This is a genomic window from Candidatus Filomicrobium marinum (genome assembly GCF_000981545.1).
Lineage (GTDB): Bacteria > Pseudomonadota > Alphaproteobacteria > Rhizobiales > Hyphomicrobiaceae > Filomicrobium > Filomicrobium insigne.
Map to the genome: position 1 here is coordinate 270,973 of NZ_LN829119.1, position 20,924 is coordinate 291,896.

The 20,924-nt window shown below is 57.5% G+C and carries 18 protein-coding genes; 9 read left to right on the top strand and 9 right to left on the bottom strand.

The annotated features are described in order from the left end of the window. Nucleotides 1–4: 4 nt before the first annotated feature. From YBN1229_RS01290 to YBN1229_RS01300, 3 genes are read right to left on the bottom strand one after another with little or no spacing between them, the layout of a single operon-like run. Nucleotides 5–2,905 carry a DUF4159 domain-containing protein gene (locus YBN1229_RS01290; protein ID WP_046475745.1) on the bottom strand — a complete coding sequence of 967 codons (2,901 nt, stop codon included), beginning with the start codon at nt 2,903–2,905 and terminating at the stop codon, nt 5–7. Next, nucleotides 2,902–3,861, bottom strand: a complete 960-nt coding sequence (locus YBN1229_RS01295) for a DUF58 domain-containing protein (protein WP_046475748.1) — start codon at nt 3,859–3,861, stop codon at nt 2,902–2,904. Before YBN1229_RS01295 ends, YBN1229_RS01290 begins: the two co-directional genes overlap by 4 nt. A gap of 4 nt (nt 3,862–3,865) precedes the next feature. Continuing rightward, complete coding sequence (locus tag YBN1229_RS01300; protein ID WP_046475751.1) at nt 3,866–4,867, bottom strand: AAA family ATPase; 1,002 nt, start codon at nt 4,865–4,867, stop codon at nt 3,866–3,868. A gap of 176 nt (nt 4,868–5,043) precedes the next feature. On the opposite strand from YBN1229_RS01300, the gene YBN1229_RS01305 reads away from it, so the two are divergent. Further along, nucleotides 5,044–5,613, top strand: coding sequence for a DUF1285 domain-containing protein (locus tag YBN1229_RS01305; protein ID WP_046475755.1), 570 nt, complete (start codon nt 5,044–5,046; stop codon nt 5,611–5,613). A gap of 29 nt (nt 5,614–5,642) precedes the next feature. Here YBN1229_RS01305 and YBN1229_RS01310 read toward each other — a convergent pair whose 3' ends face one another. Then, entirely contained in the window at nt 5,643–5,912 is a 270-nt protein-coding gene (locus YBN1229_RS01310; RefSeq protein ID WP_046475758.1) for an usg protein, read from the bottom strand. A gap of 199 nt (nt 5,913–6,111) precedes the next feature. Between YBN1229_RS01310 and YBN1229_RS01315 the strand changes: the two genes are divergently transcribed. Together YBN1229_RS01315 and YBN1229_RS01320 are read left to right on the top strand one after the other, a co-directional pair. Continuing rightward, a complete protein-coding gene (locus YBN1229_RS01315) occupies nt 6,112–6,750 on the top strand; it encodes a MarC family protein (RefSeq protein WP_046475761.1) in 639 nt (212 codons plus the stop codon). A 236-nt stretch (nt 6,751–6,986) separates the two neighbouring features. After that, the gene (locus tag YBN1229_RS01320) at nt 6,987–7,394 is read left to right on the top strand and encodes a hypothetical protein (RefSeq protein WP_052743597.1); all 408 of its coding nucleotides are present in this window, start codon (nt 6,987–6,989) and stop codon (nt 7,392–7,394) included. Between the two features lie 131 nt (nt 7,395–7,525). On the opposite strand, the gene YBN1229_RS01325 is transcribed toward YBN1229_RS01320, so the two are convergent. Next, a complete protein-coding gene (locus YBN1229_RS01325; protein WP_139165299.1) occupies nt 7,526–7,741 on the bottom strand; it encodes a hypothetical protein in 216 nt (71 codons plus the stop codon). 330 nt (nt 7,742–8,071) lie between these two features. On the opposite strand from YBN1229_RS01325, the gene YBN1229_RS01330 reads away from it, so the two are divergent. From YBN1229_RS01330 to YBN1229_RS01350, 5 genes are all read left to right on the top strand, one after another. After that, a complete protein-coding gene (locus YBN1229_RS01330; RefSeq protein ID WP_046475772.1) occupies nt 8,072–8,638 on the top strand; it encodes a GNAT family N-acetyltransferase in 567 nt (188 codons plus the stop codon). A gap of 180 nt (nt 8,639–8,818) precedes the next feature. Continuing rightward, a complete protein-coding gene (locus tag YBN1229_RS01335; RefSeq protein ID WP_046479785.1) occupies nt 8,819–9,538 on the top strand; it encodes an amino acid ABC transporter ATP-binding protein in 720 nt (239 codons plus the stop codon). Between the two features lie 115 nt (nt 9,539–9,653). Further along, entirely contained in the window at nt 9,654–10,682 is a 1,029-nt protein-coding gene (locus YBN1229_RS01340; protein WP_046475778.1) for an amino acid ABC transporter substrate-binding protein, read from the top strand. A 93-nt stretch (nt 10,683–10,775) separates the two neighbouring features. Then, complete coding sequence (locus tag YBN1229_RS01345) at nt 10,776–11,978, top strand: amino acid ABC transporter permease (protein ID WP_244464977.1); 1,203 nt, start codon at nt 10,776–10,778, stop codon at nt 11,976–11,978. A gap of 9 nt (nt 11,979–11,987) precedes the next feature. Then, nucleotides 11,988–13,121 carry an amino acid ABC transporter permease gene (locus tag YBN1229_RS01350; RefSeq protein ID WP_046475787.1) on the top strand — a complete coding sequence of 378 codons (1,134 nt, stop codon included), beginning with the start codon at nt 11,988–11,990 and terminating at the stop codon, nt 13,119–13,121. A 4-nt stretch (nt 13,122–13,125) separates the two neighbouring features. On the opposite strand, the gene YBN1229_RS01355 is transcribed toward YBN1229_RS01350, so the two are convergent. From YBN1229_RS01355 to bcp, 3 genes are all read right to left on the bottom strand, one after another. Beyond that, on the bottom strand, nt 13,126–14,253 hold the full coding sequence (locus YBN1229_RS01355; protein ID WP_046475791.1) for an NAD(P)/FAD-dependent oxidoreductase: 1,128 nt from the start codon (nt 14,251–14,253) through the stop codon (nt 13,126–13,128). Nucleotides 14,254–14,378: 125 nt separating this feature from the next. Beyond that, nucleotides 14,379–14,885, bottom strand: a complete 507-nt coding sequence (locus YBN1229_RS01360; protein WP_046475794.1) for a bactofilin family protein — start codon at nt 14,883–14,885, stop codon at nt 14,379–14,381. 209 nt (nt 14,886–15,094) lie between these two features. Next, nucleotides 15,095–15,562, bottom strand: a complete 468-nt coding sequence (gene bcp / locus YBN1229_RS01365) for a thioredoxin-dependent thiol peroxidase (protein WP_046475797.1) — start codon at nt 15,560–15,562, stop codon at nt 15,095–15,097. A 270-nt stretch (nt 15,563–15,832) separates the two neighbouring features. On the opposite strand from bcp, the gene YBN1229_RS01370 reads away from it, so the two are divergent. Next, the gene (locus YBN1229_RS01370) at nt 15,833–19,579 is read left to right on the top strand and encodes an AsmA-like C-terminal region-containing protein (RefSeq protein ID WP_052743598.1); all 3,747 of its coding nucleotides are present in this window, start codon (nt 15,833–15,835) and stop codon (nt 19,577–19,579) included. Between the two features lie 28 nt (nt 19,580–19,607). On the opposite strand, the gene tyrS is transcribed toward YBN1229_RS01370, so the two are convergent. Further along, nucleotides 19,608–20,861 carry a tyrosine--tRNA ligase gene (tyrS, locus tag YBN1229_RS01375; protein ID WP_046475799.1) on the bottom strand — a complete coding sequence of 418 codons (1,254 nt, stop codon included), beginning with the start codon at nt 20,859–20,861 and terminating at the stop codon, nt 19,608–19,610. Nucleotides 20,862–20,924 lie beyond the last annotated feature (63 nt).

The window sequence follows — 20,924 nt, forward strand, 5'->3', positions numbered from 1 at the left end:
TTCCTTACTGACCGAGACGCTCAAGCAGCGCGGGCACGTGCACCTGATCGGCTTTGTAGTTGCCTGTCAGCGCGTGCATGACGATATTGATGCCGGTCCGGAAGGCCATCTCGCGCTGACCTTCGCCACCGGGAACGGTGGGGTACAGCGGGCGTCCGTTCGCATCGAGAGCCCAGGCGGCAGCAAAATCGTTGGACGTTATGAGGATCGTTGAAACGCCATCAGCGCGGCGTGCCTCACGATTGCTTTCGGCAGACGCGACGCCACCGGCTTCAACCCAAAGCTGCCCGCTATCCCAACGCCCGGGGAAGGAGCGCAGCAGATAGAACGACTTGGTAAGGACGTGGTTCTGCGGCACCGGTTCGAGGCGCGGGATATCAAGCTTGCCCAATATTCTCTGGAGAGCTGAGGATTCGCTGCCGGGAAATCCCAGTCCGGCGGGCATTCCGCGGCCTTGGTCGCGCGTGTCGAAGACGATCATCCCGCCTTGCTTCATGTATGCGTCGATCTTGGCAAGCGTTTCTTCCGGGAGGGTGGGGGTTGAATCCAAAACGGGCCAGTAGAGGACAGGATAGAAAGCGAGTTCGTCCTTCACGACATCGACCGGCATGGGATCGCCTGGAGTCACAGCGGTGCGCAAGGCGAGAACCCGGCAGAGACCAGCAAGACCAATGCGGCTCGTATCGTCAGTTTGGGCATCGCCGGTGACGACATAACCTAACGTCACCTTGCTCGTGGCAGCCATCGCTTTGGCATCGTCGGTCGCGGAATTTTGCCGAGGCGCTTGCACTCCTGCTTGAGCAAATGCAGGAGCGGCATGGAACGTCGCGGCAAGGCTCGTTGCGATTACAGCCATCGCCACAACGGATCTCGCGACGGCGGGACCGGAGCGTCCGAACAGGCGTCCCCCTGATTGCAGGAGAAGCACTGCGATCATGTCGGCGAGTATCAGAGCGAAAGCCGCAGCAAGGAGCCAGGGTTTCATGGGTTCCGCCTCTGCATTCTCGTAGCTGCGGTGTGCGGCCCCTGTGGGCAGAGACGTAATTGGTGCAAGCGTGTCGTTGCTGCGAATGATGTTGATGGCACGGGGACTGCCGCGCGAGCCGTAATAGCCGGGTGGGTGTTCCAAACTCGCGGTGGTGTCGGCGAACTTTGCAACTTCCACGCCGCGCGATGCGGGAGGCGGTGGTGTGAGAACGCCAAAACCATCGAGTGTTTGTAGAGGCGCCAACGTGCTCGTGTCGGATGCGACCTCTTCCCCGTTGGCAGACGTTTGGGCGTCCGTTGTTTCCGAGCTGCCGCCAAGTCGGCCCAACGTCGATACGCGCTTTAAGAGTTCAACGAATAGACCTGATATCGGCAGGTTCGACCAGTCCGAGTTTCCGGTGACGTGGAACAGTACGATCATGCCATCGCCGCGCCGGTCTGCGGTGACCAACGGTGTGCCGTCTGCGAGGCGAGCCCAGACTTGCGTCTCAGGTGTCAGGCGCGCGGGGTCGGCCAAAACCTGGCGATTTACGACAACGTCATTAGGGATGGTCAGGCCCGCGAAGAGACTGTTCTCGTCGAAGGGGGCCAGCTTCTGCGGTGTGGACCACGAGAGCGCGCCTCCGAGTGTGCGACCACCAATGCGCAAGGGAACCGGAAGCAAATCGTCGCCGCCCTTTTCAAGGCGCGGGCCAGCGAAGCGCACGAGGACGCCCCCTTTTTCGATCCATGTCCTCACTTGATCTTCCGCCTCCGGTGTCAACGTACCGATGTCGGCGAAGATCAAGATGCTGACGTTTTGCGCGAGGGCCTGATCGATGCCAGCTGCTAGGTTGGCGTCGCGAGGTTTCACGATCTCGGCGGTCGGGGCCAACGCCTTCTCGATGTAATAGAACGGCGCCAGAAGCGGCTGTGCTTGCTCGCTCGTTTCGCTTGAGATGAGGCCGACGCGTTGCCATTGGGATCGCGCATCCAAGAGGCTAACGGCACCGGCTGATCGCGAGTCGGCAATTGCTATGCGCGTGATCTGATTGCGCAGTTCTAAGGGAAGCTCGAAGGTCGCCTTCGTTTCGGAAGCGCCGCTGTTGAAGGTAAATTGAGCGGAGCCGAGTTGGGCACCGCGTGTCGAATAGGCATGAAGAATTCCGTTCGCAGGCCCGTTGGTTCCAGTACGAAGAACCCGAGCCTCGAGTTTGCCACCGGTGCCGACGTTGCCTACGAGCGCGCGCGGCGCGGACCCGGTCGGGTCATCGACGACCGTGAACGTTCCGCTTGTTGCCAAGCCGTTCATCATCTCGGCGAAGGTTGTTGTCTCGCCCTTATGATCCACGCCATCGCTGAGCCATATGACGCTGACGCCCTTGGCGTCGGCAGCCGTCAGAGTTTTAGACAGCGCTTCTGCCGCGGCGTTGCGCGTTGGTGCGAAGGGTTGGGGCATCATCGCCCGTGCCGTCGCACGCGCTTGCGCCGGCGCTTCGATCTTGGCCTCGAAGGTCTGCGCTGGAAACGCGGTTGGAACGATCACCACAGGACGCGATTGCGACTCTGCCGTGGAGATCATCCGGTCGACCATTGCTTGTCGCGCGGTCCAATCCGGTGCTGAGGCCCAACCATTGTCAACGACGATTGCGACAGGTCCTTCGCCAGCGAGTGGTGCGTTGCGTTCCGGATTTAGGATGGGTTCAGCCAACGCAAGGATGACAAGAGCGGCTGCCAATAAACGGATCAGCAGCAGCCACCAGGGGCTCTTCGCGGGTGTCTTTTCACGGTTTTCAAGCCCGACGAGAATACGCGTCGGGGGAAATGTGAGTTGCTGCGGGCGCGGAGGAACGGTGCGCAGCAGCCAATAGATGATGGGCAATGTACCGAGGGCAAGCAACAGCCATGGATTGAGGAAGGCCAGAGCGCCGAGCGTCATGGGGCGCCTCCAACACCGGCTGTTTGCCAGCGGTAGCTTGCCGCTCCCTGCTGCAGTTGCATGATGAGATTGAGCAGTGGTTCGGAAGCCGGACGGTCGGTGTGGTGCACCATCATCGACCAGCCAAGTCTGCGCGTAATTTCGCGCAGGCCATCACGATGAGCATTTAGTTTGGCTTGATAACGCTCCCGCAGGCTCTCGGCACGGTCGGCGATCCAGTGTTCACCGTCTTCCGGATCCACGAATTCCATTCGGCCGGTGAAAGGTAAACTCTCTTCGGAGGGATCGAGCACCTGAATAAGGTGGCCGGTAACATGGCTCGAACCGAGTTTCTTGAGGCGTTCGGCGATAACGTCCAAGGGGTCGAGGAAATCGCTGATCAGGATGAGGCCGGAGAAATTCGAGAGGCGCGCGCTGGGCGGTAAACCGCCAGCAAGAGCCGCTTCGTGACCGTGGACGGCGATGGCTTCAGCGATGCGGCGGCTGGCGCGCCGGCTGGCCGTTGGCGGCATCACGCCCAACAGACCGGCTCGTTCGCCACCGCGTACTAGCAATTCAGCGATCGCGAGTGTGAGAATGACGGCGCGATCTCGCTTGGTCATCGGCGCAAGCGCACTGGAATAGTTCATCGACGGAGAGAGGTCGGGCCAAAGCCAGACGGTATGTGCCGCTTCCCACTCGCGTTCACGCACATAGACATGTGTCGCGCTTGCGGTGCGCCGCCAGTCAATCAGCGTCGTGGAATCGTTGGGCTGGTACTGCCGGAATTGCCAGAAGGTCTCCCCCGGGCCGGCACGGCGACGGCCATGAATGCCGTGGGCCACCGTGTGCGCGATGCGCTGGGCTTCGATCATGAGGTCGGGCAACCGATCTGCCAGTTCATGAGATGCCGCTTCCAGAGCGGTAAATGTCGGGCTTCCGGCGGTTGCGGCCGTCTGCCTCGTGAACCGGATCATCCGCTTACTCCGCAGCCGCCTCGGCCAGACGGGCGATAATGCCACTGATATCCTTGCCCTCAGCGCGTGCAGAGAACGACAAGGCCATACGGTGCTTCAAGATTGGGTCAGCGAGCGCGACGACGTCCTCGACGGAGGGGGCGAGCCGACCATCGATAAGCGCCTTGGCGCGGATTGCGAGCATGAATGCTTGACTTGCACGGGGCCCCGGGCCCCACGCGATGAACTGGTCGGTTTCCTCGTTGGCCCCCGTTCCAGGGCGCGCGGAGCGCACCAATCGTAAAATGGCTTCAACGACGCGGTCGGGAACCGGCATCTGTCGAACTAACCGCTGAATAGACAGAAGATCGTTGGCGGAGAGCACAGACTGAACGGGACTGTCATCGAGACCGGTGGTGGCGTAGAGCATGCGACGCTCCGCAGCGAGGTCGGGGTAGCCGACGTCGATCTGCAGCAAGAAGCGGTCGAGCTGTGCTTCGGGGAGCGGATAGGTGCCTTCCTGCTCCAGCGGGTTTTGGGTTGCGAGCACGTGGAAGGGGGTGGGGACATCATGGCGGACACCTGCTACGGTGACGTGATGTTCCTGCATGGCCTGCAGCAATGCAGACTGCGTTTTAGGCGAAGCGCGGTTAATTTCGTCGGCCATCAGCAACTGCGTGAAGATCGGCCCCTTGATGAAGCGGAACGAGCGTTGTTGGCCGGGGACTTCGTCTAGAACTTCCGAGCCGATAATGTCGGACGGCATGAGGTCAGGCGTAAACTGCACACGCGTGGCGTCCAGGCCCAGGACACGGCCGAGTGTCTCGACCAGCAACGTTTTGGCGAGGCCGGGCACACCAATCAGCAGAGCGTGACCGCCTGATAGAATGGTGATCAGCGCGCGTTCGATGACCATCTCTTGACCAAAGATCACGCTGCCCGCGGCACGGTGAGCTTTTTGTATGCGCTCGGCCGCAGCTTCGAGCTTGGGAACGATCGCTTCTTCGGTCTGAATGATATTTGTCATTTAACGCTGCCTAGATTGCTCGTATCGGTGCCAGTCGGGGATCCGGTGGCTCATCTGGATAACGCAAAGATTCCGGTCAGACTAAGTTAAACACGATCAAGCCCTGTAAAGTTCGGGTCAAGTGAATGTTACGTAAGGGCTGTGATGTTGCACAAAGGAAAAGGTTTATAGGTTCGATGCAGCAGAACGGCGGCGGCAATAGGATCAATGGCTTGGCAGAGCTGTTGACGCGATCTGGTGCCAACGTCGCGGCTCCGGTTGAGCTTTGGAATCCACCATATTGTGGGGATATCGGGCTGAAGATCGGTGGCGACGGAACTTGGTATTATCAGGATAGTCCAATTCGTCGCATGCCGCTCGTCAAGCTTTTTGCCCGCGTTTTGCGGCGAGACGAGGACGGCCGCCACTATCTCGTGACTCCGGTTGAGAAGGTTGATGTCGTCGTAGAGGACGCGCCATTTCTGGCTGTCGAAATGGAATGTAGGGGCGCGGGCGCGGACCAAACTCTGCTATTCCGGACAAACGTTGACGATATTGTTGCTTGTGGACCCGACCGGCCACTTCGGTTCGGCTATGATGTGCAAAATGGTGGGTGCAAGCCCTACGTGACCGTGCGCGGGCGGCTCGAAGCCTTGGTTTCGCGCGCCGTTACTTATGATTTGCTCGCGTTGGCCGAAGCCTTTGACGCGAGGGATGGCACGCTGGGTGTGTGGAGCGGTGGCGAGTTTTTTGCCATCGACGCATAGCTGTGCCGTCAGCCCGAAAATGTTCGCGGTTAGTGAAGCTTGAATTCGTTGCCTACCAGCTTCAACTCCGCTGGGCTGACGAGGTGGCGGTGATTGACGGATACTTTGTATAACTTGCCGTCCAAGTTTGCTTCCCAAAAGTCCAGAAAGCTCTTCAGTTTTGGAAACTTGGGATGGAGATCGTAATCCTGCCAGAGATAGGTTTGCAGAAGCGAGGGATGATCGGGTAGGCGATAAAGAATTTCGGCTGTCGTCAGTGTATAGCCCGTTAGCATGCGGCTGAAATCCGTATCGGACATGCATCACTCCTTTTGTGTCTGTTGGCTCGTTGTCAGATACAGAGTAGATGGTAGACCGATTTGGTCGCTCTTGATAATAAAATTATTAAATTTCAATAGCTTGGCAGCATTCGCGGCAGATTGCTAGCAGTTCTGTCCTCTGTGCCCACTTAAGTGTAGAGATCCCTTCAGAGCAGCTGTCAGACGATGGAGCTTCCTCGTGTTCGAGATCATGCTCGCCAGTTTCGCTACGTTCTTTGCGACCGTCGGGCCGGTCGAGGCGGCTGTACTTTTCGCTACGTTCACGGCGAATTTGCCGAGATCCCAGCGTAATATCATGGCCCTTCGCGCGGCATTTCTGGCGACACTTATCCTGTTTGTGTTCACGCTTCTCGGGCAGCCGTTGCTAGCCCGTTTAGGGGTTTCTATAGCCGCGCTTCAAACAGCCGGCGGAGCCGTTCTGGCCTTGATCGCGCTGGATATGATTTTCAGCCCGTTGGGGACTGGCTTTAAGCTCACCGTCCCGGAAGGCGAGGAGGCGCTTGAAAAGCACGACCTTGCGGTTTTTCCAATGGCGACGCCGTTGCTCGCCGGTCCTGGCGCAATGAGTGGGGGCATTTTGCTCGCGGCCAATGCCGGGGGAAACACTCTCTTAATTATTGGGGTTCTCCTGGGACTTTTGGCGGTGATGGCGATCACGCTCGTGCTGTTGCTCCTAGCACCGGAGGTCTCAGCGGCGCTGGGTGTCACAGCGCAGCGTGTTCTCATGCGGGTCGTCGGGTTGCTCCTCTCAGGCATTGCCGTTCAAGCGATGTTCGATGGTATTCGCGCCAGTGGTTTGCTCGGTGGAGCCGGCTAACCGCCCACTCCCGCTAACTTCTTCATCCGCGCCCACTCCGCCTCAGGAAATTTGGGTCAGATACGCACGGCTTTTAGGCGGGCATTAACTACGTTCGTGATTGCATAGGGAGCATTCAGGTCTGTCTTGCCGTTCGCCGAAGGTTAGAGCGGCGGTGTGCCTGATGGTCACGAGTTTGTTTCGCGGGCCGCGTTTCCTTGTTGGGGAGGCCTGTGCGTATCTAAGGGCGTAATTGTATGTGTTTGTTGTGTTCCGGCATTATGCCGTTGCGTCGTAAGCGCCGGATGCTGCGCGGTGCGGTGCTGGCGCTTACCATACCGTTGGCGGCGTGTGCGGCTAATACTGCTCAGCGGTCGGATTCTTGGCCTGGCGAGGGGCCCACGCGCCTTGCCGGTTATACGGCTGGAGGCAAGCCGACGGCTCACCGCCGCGTGCGGATGGAAGCAGACGGCATGGAAAGCCAAGCGCTTCCGTTGAGCCGTCAGGCCAATGAGCCGGATGACCCGTCAGAGCCTTTCAGCCCTAACTACGGGCGCGTTCAAGTTTATCGTACGGATGCTACAAGTCCAGTCGAAGCAATACCGATTCCAGCTGATCTTCCGGCTGATTTTCGCGAAAAGCTGGTCTACGCGACCGCGAACTGATGCGTAGAGCAGCTGGAGGGCGGAGCCCTTTCGGGAAATCTTACGTTGGATAAAAAAAACGGGCCTGTCCGACAAGCCCGTACATTTTCGGTTTTTTCAGTGAAACCAAGCGTCGGGCCTCGCCGTCGCGATTAGGCTTTGTGGCCGAAATACTTATCTACGACGAGCCGTCCGGCTTCCTGGGTCGGTACACCTCGAGCGCGCAAGTGCGAATAAGCATGCTGCGCGGCGCGGCCCGACTTCAAGCCCTCAATTGCTGCAGAGACCCAGCTTTTCTGGGGCTGAGGAACAGTGTGCTTTACCCGGCCCAACGCGAGGTGGCTTTGATGTGTGGCAGAATTCAACATGGCCTTTTCCTTTGCGAATTTGGTGACCAGTTGGGCTACCCCCCTGGGTAGCTGCTCGATCATCTCTTGTGATTGGTATATGGTATGCCAATGTTGCGGCGCAAGGTTAATGGTGCCGTTGCACGGCTGATATGCCGGATTTGCATGGCTTCGAGCTGTGGTTTGGTTATTGCGCGTGCGTGGTCGAATGCTGCGCTAGCGAACTCCAAGGTGGTGATGTGGGTGGGAGCAAAGCGTTAGAAGGCTCTGCAACTTTTCGTTTCGCTCAAGCCATAGGAGACTTAATCGCGTTGCTTCCGGTGGCGCACGTCGGGCACGGCTGGTGATTGGATGTCTGGGACGGGAACAATAGAACTTAAGCGATGGTTGGAAGTGATGCGACCGGAGGACCTTGTCGCAGGCATCGATGCTATCTTTTTCGCGGCGAGCGCCACTCAGCACTTCGAGAGTGCATCTGTGCGGGACGCTTTCCGTGAGCGGTGGCTTGGCCGCTATCTGGAGCACTATCCCGAGTGGTTTTATGTGGCCGTTAGTTCGGGGCAGGCCGTTGGCTACCTTGCGGGTTGTCTTGAAGACCCGGCTTTATCTCCCCGATTTTCTGACATTGCATTTTTTGAGACGTTTGCGGATCTCACGCCTGCTTATCCAGCTCACCTGCATATCAATTTGGATGCGAGTTATCGTAATGCAGGGCTGGGAGGGCGTTTGATCGATTTATTTGTAGCCGATGCGGAGGCAGCAGGCGTCGCGGGAATTCATGTCGTCACTGGATATCGATCCCGCAATCGCACCTTCTATCTGCGTAATGGATTTGAGGTGCTTCGGGAGCTGCCCGATGTTGATCCCGCCCTCGTCTTTCTTGGTCGCCGGCTCTCTGTCCAAACGGAGTGCAGTTGATTTTGCTGCGTGTTTGTTTGCCTCTTGGGGCTGGGTTCGGCATAGTTCAGCGCGAACCTGGCCGGGTACGGCGGATAGCTTCTTCGGCGTCCTGGCGGTCCGATTGAAAATGGGAGTTTTATAGTGCCATCACGCCGGCTTGATGCATCCACTGCCGACGCGGGGCTGCCGGCTGTTTCAATGGTCGGGGTCAATAAATGGTTTGGTGACTTTCACGTCCTCAAGGATATCAACCTGGAGGTTGAAGAAGGCGAACGCATCGTCATTTGCGGGCCTTCCGGGTCCGGCAAATCGACGTTGATCCGGTGTATCAATCGACTTGAGCCCCATGAGGAGGGGCAGATCATTGTCGATGGTCATCAGCTTACCGACGATCTTCGGCAGATCGACAAGATCCGATCCGAAGTCGGGATGGTGTTTCAGAACTTCAACTTGTTCCCGCATTTAAGTGTGTTGGATAACTTGTGCTTGGCTCCGCAATGGGTACGCAAGATGCCGCGCGCTAAGGCGGAGGAGGTCGCGATGACCTATCTCGAGCGGGTCAAGATCCCGGAACAGGCGCATAAATTTCCCGGTCAGCTTTCGGGGGGACAGCAGCAGCGGGTCGCGATCGCCAGGGCCCTATGCATGAATCCGCGCATCATGCTTTTTGATGAGCCGACGTCTGCACTCGATCCGGAAATGGTCAAGGAGGTGCTCGACGTCATGATCGAATTGGCCGAACAAGGCATGACGATGCTTTGCGTCACTCATGAAATGGGGTTTGCGAAGGCGGTCGCCGACCGGGTCATCTTCATGGACTTTGGAGAGATCGTTGAAGTTGCGCCGCCAGCGGAGTTTTTCGCATCGCCAAAGTCGGACCGTACACGTACTTTTTTGTCCCAGATACTCGAGCACTAAGTAAACTCCGGCCTTAAGCTCGCCACGGAGGTTCAGCACCAAGGCCATACAGTCTGGGCTCTAAATCACAGGCCATTTTGAATTGTTCAGTTGTGAACGCGGGAGGAGAGATCGGATGAAGCAATTGGTGAGAGTGGCAGCGGCGCTGACGGCAGGCGTGCTCTTTTGCGCAACGCCAGCAGCGGCTCAACAATCATCGGTGCTGGAAACCGTGAAATCTCGCGGTCAGCTTTTTTGTGGTGTCAACACGGGGCTTGCCGGATTTGGCGCGCCCGACGACAAGGGCAATTGGAAGGGACTCGACGTCGATCTTTGCAGAGCGATCTCGGCCGCGATCTTCAAGGATCCGAACAAGGTCAAATTCGTACCGCTCACGGCGAAGGAGCGGTTTACGGCGCTTCAATCGGGTGAGATCGACGTTCTTTCACGTAACACGACCTGGACCATGAGCCGGGATACATCGTTTGGCTTGAGCTTTGCCGGCATCAACTACTACGACGGCCAAGGGTTCATGGTGAAACGGTCGCTTGGTGTCGTATCCGCCAAGGAATTGTCGGGGGCAAGCATCTGCGTGCAGGCCGGCACGACGACAGAGAAGAATCTCGCCGACTATTTCCGCTCCAACAAGATGGAATACAAACTGGTCGTGTTCGAGAAGCTGCCGGAGACGATCGCAGCCTACAACGCAGGGCGCTGTGATTCCTTCACGACGGATGTCTCGCAGCTGTATGCGATCCGGCTGACATTGGGCAAAGCCGATGACCATGTTGTTTTGCCGGAGATCATTTCGAAGGAACCGCTTGGCCCGGTTGTGCGACAGGGCGATCCGCAGTGGTTGAATATCGTTCGATGGACTCTCAATGCGATGCTCAATGCCGAGGAACTCGGCGTGAACCAATCGAACGTGGATTCAATGCTGAACTCGGACAACCCGTCGATCAGGCGTCTGCTTGGGAAAGAAGACACATTCGGAGCTGCGATCGGACTCGATAACGATTGGGCGTTTCAAATCATCAAGCTTGTTGGAAACTACGGCGATAGCTTCGCTCGCAACGTCGGTGCGCAATCCCCACTTGGGATCGCGCGCGGTCAGAACGCACTCTGGAAGGACGGCGGATTGCAGTATGCACCGCCGATCCGGTAACGCCGGGCCACTCGAAATTGTGGTGGCTTTATTGGGTGTAAGGGGTGGGAGGCATCTGCGTGCATCCCACCAAGGGCGTTAGGGGCGGCCACGGTGGCGAAACTAGCTAGGCGCGACGGAGCTGTGAAGCAAACACGGCAACTCACTGACTATTTCTATGACCCCAAGGTGCGGGGCATCCTTTTTCAGGTCATCGTCGTCGCTTTGATCTCATGGCTCGTTTACGGCGCTGTTCTTAACACGGTCAACAATCTGGAGGCTCAGGGGATTGCGTCCGGCTTTGGGTTTCTGGACCGTACTGCCGGCTTCGATATTTCCCAGTCCCTAATCCCTTACGAAAATACGATGACCTACGCCCGGGCCTTTTGGGTCGGGCTTCTCAATACACTGCTCGTTGCGGTGCTCGGGATTGTTTTCGCGACGACCGTCGGCTTTATGATCGGCGCAGCACGTCTTTCGCAGAACTGGCTTATTGCGCAGCTCGCGACGGCCTACGTCGAGATCCTGCGGAATCTGCCTCCGCTGCTCATGTTGTTTGCTGTCTATTTTGGGGTTCTGAAAACGCTCCCGTCACCGCGTGAAAGTCTCGCGCTGCCGTTTTCGAGCTACCTCAATTCGCGCGGTCTCTATGTTCCCGCAGTCCATTGGGAGCCGGGCTTCGGTGTCGTTGTCGCTTCTTTGTTTGTAGCGGCGATGTGTGTCATCGCTTATTGGGCTTGGGCACGCTGGCGACATACTCAGACGGGCCGGCAAATGCCGATCCTACGGCCTAGCCTCGGTGTCATCGTCGGCATTCCTCTCCTTGCCTTTTTGCTCATGGGTATGCCGCTGTCGTTCGACCCACCGGTTCAGGGCCGCTTCAACCTTACCGGTGGCATTGCCTTGTTGCCCGAGCTGATCGCGCTGCTGGTGGGGCTGTCGCTTTATACGAGTGCTTTCATTGCTGAGATCGTTCGCGCTGGAATTATGGGCGTCCCTACGGGACAACGGGAAGCGGCTGCCGCTCTTGGGCTCAAACCAGGTCAAATTCTTTGGCTTGTCGTTTTTCCGCAGGCGATGCGCATCATCATACCTCCGCTGACTAATCAGTATCTCAATCTGACTAAGAACTCGTCCTTGGCCGTTGCGATCGGTTACCCTGACCTTGTGTCCGTTTTTGCTGGGACGGTTCTCAACCAAACGAACCAAGCGGTCGAAGTCATTTTGATTACGATGTCGGTTTATCTCGTGCTCAGCTTGCTGACGTCGCTCTTCATGAATTGGTTTAACCAGCGCATGGCGCTGGTGGAGCGGTAGGAGCGCGAAATGGCAACGAATCCCGTACGCAGCGCCGCCGTTAACCGACCCAGGCCCGTTGGCCCGTCAGGCTTGAACGCAATCACGCAGTGGCTTCATCAAAACTTGTTTTCGAGTTGGGGCAACACGTGCTTGACCCTCTTAGGCGGCGCTCTGGCCTATTGGGTGATCGCGGGGTTTCTCGACTGGGCTGTCTGGCACGCGGTGTATACCGGTACTGAGGGATCTGCGTGCGACGTGGTTGGTGCCGGGGCGTGCTGGCCGTTTATCAGCGCGAAGCTCCAGATCTTCATGTACGGGCGCTACCCTACGGAAGAACTCTGGCGAGTTAATCTCACCTACGTTCTTGCTCTGGTCGGGCTTGTTCCCCTGATGTTGCCGAGGGTGCCGGGCAAAATCTGGCTGACGGCCTATATGCTCCTCGTTTTTCCGGTCGTCGCGTTTTTCCTGCTGACTGGCGCCGAACCACTTGGTTTGCCGGTTGTGCCAACGTCACGTTGGGGTGGGCTGCTTGTCACATTGGTCGTCGCCTGTGTGAGCATCGCGATATCGTTTCCGCTCGGTATCATTCTGGCTTTAGCGCGGCGTTCGGATTTGCCGCTGATCAAGTGGCCCGCGATTTTTTTCATTGAGTTTGTACGCGGCGTTCCGCTGGTAATGGTGCTCTTTTTCGCGTCGGTGATGCTGCCACTATTCCTGCCCGAGGATCTTACGATCAACAAGTTGCTGCGGGCTTTGATCGGCGTTGCTTTGTTTTCGGCGGCGTATCTGGCGGAGGTGGTGCGCGGTGGATTGCAAGCCATTCCGCGCGGGCAGTACGAGGCTGCGGAGGCTTTAGGCCTCTCTTATTGGAAGACGATGGGGTTCGTCATCCTGCCTCAGGCGCTGAAGCTCGTCATTCCGGGTATCGTCAACTCGTTCATTGCGCTCTTCAAGGATACCAGTCTCGTATTGATTATCGGGTTGTTCGATCTTTTGGGGATCGTCCAGCAAGCGGTTGCGTCCGATGCCAAGTGGTTCTCGCCCCAAACGGCGGCGACGGGATATGTCTTCGCCGGCTTTGTGTTCTGGATTTTTTGTTTCGGGATGAGCCGCTATTCAGCGTGGCTCGAGCGGCGGCTCGCGACGGGGCATCGCAGTTAAACGTTTAGCCGATCAATTTTCTGACATGGTCAGCGATTGATAGGCAGCAGGTCAGGCCTGGGCTTTCAATTCCGTAGAGTCCGATAAGTCTCGGGATGCCGTGTATCTCGGGGCCGTGAATTGCAAAGTCCGCCGTTGAGGTTCCGGGAGGATGAATTTTGGGCCGTATTCCTGTGTAGCCTGGCTGTAGAGAGGCTTGAGGCAGCGAGGGCCAGTATCGGCGGATAGCGGTTTCGAAATCGGCTTGGCGTCGTCCGTCCGCGTCATCAAAAGTGTAATCCACCTGGTCGATCCAAGTAAGATCGGGGCCGAAGCGCGCCTGACCCGCCATATCGAGCGTGAGATGAATGCCGAGCCCTGCTTGGGGAGGGACGGGATAGATCAGGTGCTTAAACGGCACGCGGGTCGACAGCGTGTAGTAGTGTGCCTTGGCGAGATACCGCTTCGGGGGCATGTAGCTGCCATTCGTTTTTCCGTGAATGAAAGCGGCCAGATGTTGGGCTTCGAGGCCGGCTGCAATAATCAGATTGCGTGCCGTGAGCGTCGTCGTTTCGCCGTCTGAACTTTGCGTAGTGACGACGAAATTACCCTGCGCGTTTTGTGACAAGTTCTCGACGGAGACATTCAGTACAACTTGACCGTTTCCAGCTTCGATCAATCCTTCCAGCGCTAGCATCAGGGCGTGGGCATCGATTATCCCCGTGGATGGGGAATGGAGGGCTGCGACGCAGGCAATGTCGGGCTCAAGCTCCCGCACTTCCTTAGGACTCAAGCTGCACAAATCCGAGACGCCGTTGGCTTTTCCAGCCGCCGAGATCCGATCAAGTTGCGGAGTTTCGTCCGGAGACGTTGCGACGAGAATTTTTCCGCAGCGCTTGACGGGAATACCGGCCTGCTGCGCAAAATTATAAAGCTGGTCCTTGCCCCTTACGCAAAAGCGGGCGCGCATGCTGTCGCGTGGATAGTAAATCCCGGCATGGATGACTTCGGAGTTGCGTGAAGAGGTTTCGGCGCCGATCAGCTTGTGCCGTTCAAGGACCATGACTTCGCCACCGTCGTCCGTGAACGCGCGTGCGATCGCTAAGCCGATCACACCTGCGCCGATAACAACGGTTTCGATATCTGCGGACATTGCCGGTGATCCTGTAGCGTTTCGGGGCTCCGGTTAGATCCGAAATTGTTCGCCTACAGCTTAACAAAAAAGGACCTGCCGCGTTATCGGCAAGTCCCTTGTCATGATTGGTGCCAGTGCCGGCTTTAGCCGACTGAATTCGGAGTGGGTGCGAGCATCGGGGGCATTTCGCTTTCCGTCACGTTCGCCATGGGGTCTTCGCTTCGCCGCGACTTGCCTTCGAAGAAGGCGCCCTGCTCGATGGCGAGGGCTTGGTGATAAATGTCACCTTCGACGTGGCTTTGAGCCTGCAACATAACGCGACGGCCGCGGATTGAGCCCATCACATGTCCCCGCACAACTACTTCGTCTGCGAGAATGCCGCCGGTGATGCGGGCACGTTCGCCGACGATGATGTGGGTCCCGTGGATGTCGCCTTCAACGTCGCCGTCGATCTGGACCTGACCCTTGGAACTCAGGTTGCCATGGATTGTCAAATCCGGGCCGATAATGGATGGCGGGAGACGGTCACCGTTGGTGCGTGCGCCTGCAGTAGCAGAACGGGGTATAGCTGGTTGGGAAGGGGCGCCGGCACTCGGTGTGGCGGGTGGCTTGGGTGGTTCGGTCTCATTCTTTTTAAAATTCGGCAGCATGACGTCAAAGATCTCCACCTCAACGCAACAGGAACGCGTGCAATGGCGCGTAAGGGGTTACGCGTCTCCAAATTAATTTCAACCCGAAGCGGTTTTCCCTTGTTCAGCCTCTAGCATGTTTCCCCTAGCAGGTCACGCGGGCTTCAGCGCGACAAGTTGTGGAAATGGGGGATCGCCTGGACTTCGGAAGGCTAGCGTAGAAGGCCGAACTATTGTGCCAACTCTTGGGCAGCAGCCAAGACTTCGGCGGCGTGCTCCTTCACCTTAACTTTGCGCCATATGCGGGCGATCTTGCCGTTTTTATTGATCAAGAACGTGCTTCGCTCGATACCCATGAACTTGCGGCCGTACATATTTTTCTCGACCCAGACGCCATAGGCGTTTGCCGCTGTTTGTTCGGGATCGGAGATCAAGCGCACGGTGAGCCCGTGTTTGTCGCGGAATTTGCAGTGGCTGCTGGGGCTGTCGGGTGAAATGCCGAGCACTATTGTGCCGGTGTTGGCGAATTTCTCGCTCAGGGCAGTAAAGTCCAGCGCTTCGGTGGTGCATCCTGGTGTGTCGTCTTTCGGGTAAAAATAGAGGACAACCTGCTGGCCCTTCAGGTCTGACAGAGTGACGGTGTTGCCGTCGCTGTCGGAAAGTTCGAAGTCCGGTGCGCGATCACCTTCTTGAGCCATGGATAAGTGCCTTTCTTTCGTCGTTTTTTGACCAACACATCTGGTCTAATCGAAGGCTGGTGCGGATGGTTTCTTATGTAAGGAACCGTTTCGGGGATGGCGCGAGACAGAGCGCCTGTGGGTTGGCATCGGAAACATCATAGTCGGCTTCGGTTCGGAAGGGTATTGCGCGCTTACTTCAGGTTCAGTGCGTGATGCTCCTGGAGAATCGGATTTGCGACCTGTTGTTGCCGTAGTCGTGCCAGTGTGAATAGTCGGAGCAGGTGACGGGTGGATCGTCGACAGGGGTATCCTCGACAATACAATTCGCCACAGCAGCGTGCGCCACGACGTAAGCCGGTTCGTGGCCCCGTTCGCCCACGCGAACTTCCGGATGGAGAGCGCTCGGGGTGGCTTCGGGGAACCGCGAAGTTTTGCGGTCTGAGCCTCATCCCGGTCGTTCTGCTCGTTCTGCTCTCGGTTGGCCTCTTGTATTTCCGCCTTCTGCAGGGGCCGGTGTCTCTGAACTTTCTCGTCAAATCTGTGGAGCAGGGCATCAATGCCGAGCTCACCGGACTTGATGCAGCGATCGACGATATTGTCGTGACATTAACGGACAATGGTGCGCTGGAGTTCAGGCTAGAGAACCTGCAATTCTCTGAACGTGACGGCGATCTCGTCGTGGCTGCTCCGCAAGCCGCGATGGAGTTGAACTATGCGGCGCTTTGGCGCCTGCAGGCGACGCCGTCTCGTGTCGAACTGATCGAACCGCGCTTGTTTCTGTTCTACTCGGAAGAAGCTGGTCTATCGCTCAAGTTTTCACCGGGTGGCTCGGCTGGCCTTCCAAGTGACCTTTCCGATAGCATCATCGCGCCATCCCCGGTTCCCGCGCGTCGGTCGTGGCCGGGCGCGGATACGGTTGCTGCTGGCGCGCAGCCGTCCGGGCAGACCGTAGATTTTACGAGTATTGTCGAATTGGCTTCGGAACGCGCGCGACGCGGAGGCGGAGCCACATCTTACCTTCGGGAGATTGGCCTTCGAGATGCGACGGTCGTCCTGGATACGGGCGGACAGGCGAGTGTTTGGCGCGTGCCACGGTTCAGCGTTGATATGGATCATCACGATACCCGGAGCATCATTTCGGGTTCGGCGCGCATTTCTTCGCAGGGACAAATTTGGACGTTGTCGTTCAGAGCGGAGGACGTTCAGGACGACAAGGGAATTTCACTCACCACGTCGATCCGTGGACTTGTTCCGAGATGGCTTGGCGATGCGTTGCCGCAATTGGCGGTGCTTAAGCATTTTGATATTCCGATTGCGAGCGACGGCCGGATTGATTTCAACCAGAAGGGTAGCGTAGCGGGTGGTGAAGCAACGGTCGAAATCGGAGAAGGCCGTGTTGATTTGGCGGGTTTCTCGGAGGTCCCTTTTACAGTCGATTCAGGATTGTTCACGTTCAAGTATGACGCAACCACAGAACGCGTAATCCTTGCATCCTCCAACTTGCGTTGGGGCGACAGCAGCCTAACGCTCGGGGGGACGCTGGCGCATGTCGCTCAAAGTGAGGGTAGCGGTGAAGAAAGCGGATGGCGTTTTGATATTGCTGCCGAGCAAGGTGTTTTGGGCGCGACCGAATTTGGTATCCCACCTCTTCCGGTTGATAAGTGGCATGCTCAGGGAACGGTTGCGCCTGAGCGAGGGCTTCTGAAATTCGATCGGTTCGAAATTGCTGCCGGCGGTGGGCATGTCTCTTTAATGGGCGAACTTGCTACCACGGGCTCGAGTGCGGGGTCTCACTTCGAGGCTGAAATTGGCGCGATGCCGATCGCGACGATGAAAGTGCTTTGGCCCCGCGGTATGGCGGAGGATGCTCGGCAGTGGGTTGGCCGCAGGATCCATGATGGTGTGCTGCAATCGGGGACATATCGATACCTCAATGGGCGATATCTCGCACAAGCGGATCCTGACAGCCAAGACACGTATCGGATGAGCTTGGCGTCGACGCTGGAAAACGTCGTTATGATGCCCGTTGAGGGCACGGCGCCGATCACCTTGTCGCGCACTTTAGTTAAGCTTGAGAATCAAGCTCTGGAAGTGATTGTGCCCGATGGCTCGATGCCCGTGAGTTCTGACCACGTGTTAGGTCTCAAATCGGGACGCTTCACGATTGCTGATGTGTATGGAACGCCACCGGTTGGCGAAGTCGCATTTGCAACGGGCGGCAAAGTAGGGGCCATGCTGGCGTTGCTTGAATTGCCGGCGTTTGACCACCTCAGAAAACCTGAAGCGTTACCTGATAATATCTCCGGTGAAGTGGCGAGTACCGTCACTCTGAGCTTTCCTCTGTTGAAGGACCTCCAGGCGGAGGACGTCAGAATCAAAGCCAAGGCGCGCTTGACCGATGGGCGCGCGGAAGATCTGCTCGGCGAATACGACCTCAAGGGTGCGACGATCAATTTTGATCTGAGCGAGACCGCTGTCGATGCGCAAGGCGAGGTTCTTATCGAGGGCGTGTTAGCGAAGCTCAATTGGCAACGTATTTTTGGGGCGACCGACGCCCAACAGCCGCCTATTCGCGTTACGGCTACGCTCGATGAAGCGGATCGCAGACAACTTGGGTTGGATCTCGGGGATGGGTTGCATGGTGACGTGGCAGTTGAAGTAACTGTTCAGCCGCACTCAAATACGCAGTCCGATGTGCGGCTCCGCGCTGATCTGACCAACACCGACGTCGCGATAGAAGAAATTGCGTGGCGCAAGCCGACCGGGCGTAGTGCGTTTCTTGAATTTGATGTGGTCAAGGATGCATCAGGCCGTAGCGAGCTTAGGAACTTCCGGCTTGAAGGCGACGATCTGAGCATCGAAGGGGTGATCGGGCTTGGGCAGAAGAAGCAGGTTGTCAGTTTTTCGTTTCCGAAGTTCTGGCTCAACCTCGTTACGCGGCTAGAAGTCAGCGGAAAGCTCGACTCGAAGAACGTATGGCAGATACGTGCGAAAGGTCCGACATATGACGGGCGAGCGTTCTTCCGCACACTCTATTCCATTCCGGGTGCGCGGACGCAGGGTGAGCGTCAGAAGAAGCAAGCCGGGGTCGACCTAACCGCCGAAATTGACAATGTTCTGGGCTACGGTGACGTCAATTTGCGGGGGGTGAAACTTAAGCTCTCAGAACGGAACGGTCAGCTCTCGGCACTTGACATTAAGGGGAAGCTCAGCGGCGGGCAGGCGTTAGATGTCGCGTTGCGCAATGACCGCTCGAACGGGCGGCAACTTTTGGCGACATCGCGTGATGCCGGTGAAGCGTTCAAGCTCGTTGGCTTCTATCCCAACATGACTCAAGGTTCGATGCGTCTCGAGGTTAATCTCGATGGACGTGGACCTGCTCAGAAAACGGGAATTTTGTGGGTCGATAATTTCCAGGTTCTTGGGGACCCGGTTATTTCGGAGGTTGCTGGCAGCGCGGATGCTACCGGACCATCGATTGATGGGGGGCGTACCGCGAAACGGCGAATGGTGCGGCAGGTCTTTCAGTTTGACCGGATGCGCGCACCGTTTTCGGTGGGTTATGGCCAGTTCGTGCTTGAGGACGCGTATTTACGCGGCCCCCTCCAGGGCGCCACAGTTCGCGGCAAGGTCGATTATAGCCGGCAGATGTTGGAGCTTGGGGGAACCTATGTGCCGCTACAGGGGCTCAACAATGCGTTTGGCGCCATTCCTGTTCTGGGCGAGTTGCTGTCAGGTCCGCGTCAGGAAGGTATCTTCGGCGTGACCTACGCAATTCAGGGCTCGATGGACAATCCACAAGTCGTGGTGCATCCGTTGTCGATGATTGCGCCAGGTATTTTCCGTGAAATGTTCCAGCTGACGCCTCAGGCTCCGAGCGTCCAGCCTCGGCAAGGGCGTACTGGCGGCGGCGATTACGGAGCAGCGGTGCGCTCCTCCAGCAGTCCGGCTGATGCCGGTCGTGGGGGAGGAAACTCCCCCACGAAATCGGGTGTGGATGGTTGGTCTTCGGAGACCTCTCCGGCGAAGAACTAGCGCACTCCGCCGTCGCTATGTGCTGTGTTCAGTTTGGACGCAGCAGGACGTGTCTCTTCTTGCCAAGCGACAATTTGATAACGCCCTCATTTGAGAGGTCTGCTGACGTCAGTGTTGCAGACTCGTCAGCAACGGCAGTGTCGTTGACCCTTAGGCCACCACCTTTGATCTGACGCCTGGCCTCACCGTTGGATTTGACGAGCCCGGCGGAGACGAATGCGGCAAGTACTCCCAGTCCAACATCCAAATCCTGCCTTGCAATATCCACGGTGGGGAGGTCTTCGGCGAGAGCACCAGTTTCGAAGGTGATCCGCGCTGTTTCAGCGGCCTTCGTTGCGGCGTCGCGGCCATGGATGAGCGCTGTTGCTTCTGTTGCCAGGATCTTTTTGGCTTCGTTTACCTCGCTGCCGGCAAGAGCGCCGAGGCGTGCGATTTCATCCATCGGCAACAATGTGAAGAGCTTCAGGAAGCGGCCAACATCAGCGTCTTCGGTATTGCGCCAGAACTGCCAGTAGTCGTAGGGCGAGAGCTGTTCGGCATTGAGCCACACAGCTCCGGAAGCCGTTTTGCCCATTTTTGCGCCGGACGCTGTCGTGAGCAGCGGGCAGGTCAGGCCGAAGAGTTGGTGGGTGCCCATGCGGCGACCAAGGTCGATGCCGGTGACGATGTTGCCCCATTGATCGGATCCGCCCATCTGCAGGTTGCAGCGGTAGCGCCGGGCCAATTCCACGAAATCGTAGGCTTGAAGCAGCATGTAGTTGAATTCGATGAACGAGAGCTCCTGCTCGCGTTCCAGACGCAAACGGACAGAGTCCATGCTCATCATGCGGTTGACCGAGAAGTGGCGGCCGACATCGCGCAAGAAATCGATGTAGTTGAGCGGCGCAAGCCATTCGGCGTTATCGATCATGATCGCATCGCCAGGGCCATCGCCGAATTTAAGGAAGCGCTCGAAGACGCCTTTGATCGTGTTCTTGTTGGCTTCGATTTCCTCGACCGGGCGCATAACGCGCGTTTCGTCCTTACCCGAGGGATCTCCGACGCGCGTAGTTCCGCCGCCCATCAGCGCGATGGGCTTATTGCCGGTATGCTGAAGCCAGTGCAACATCATGATCGAAATCAGATGGCCGACGTGCAGCGACGGTGCTGTGCAATCGTAGCCGACATAAGCGATCACTTCGTTGCGGCTGGCCAGATCATCAAGGGCCTCATTGTCGGAACACTGGTGAATGAACCCGCGTTCGGTGAGGATCTTTAGGAATTCCGATTTTGGCTGTGACATTACTTCGGTGTCGCTGTTTTTTGGGGTCCCGTTTGAGGGGCGAGTTGGTGACTGGATCTAGAG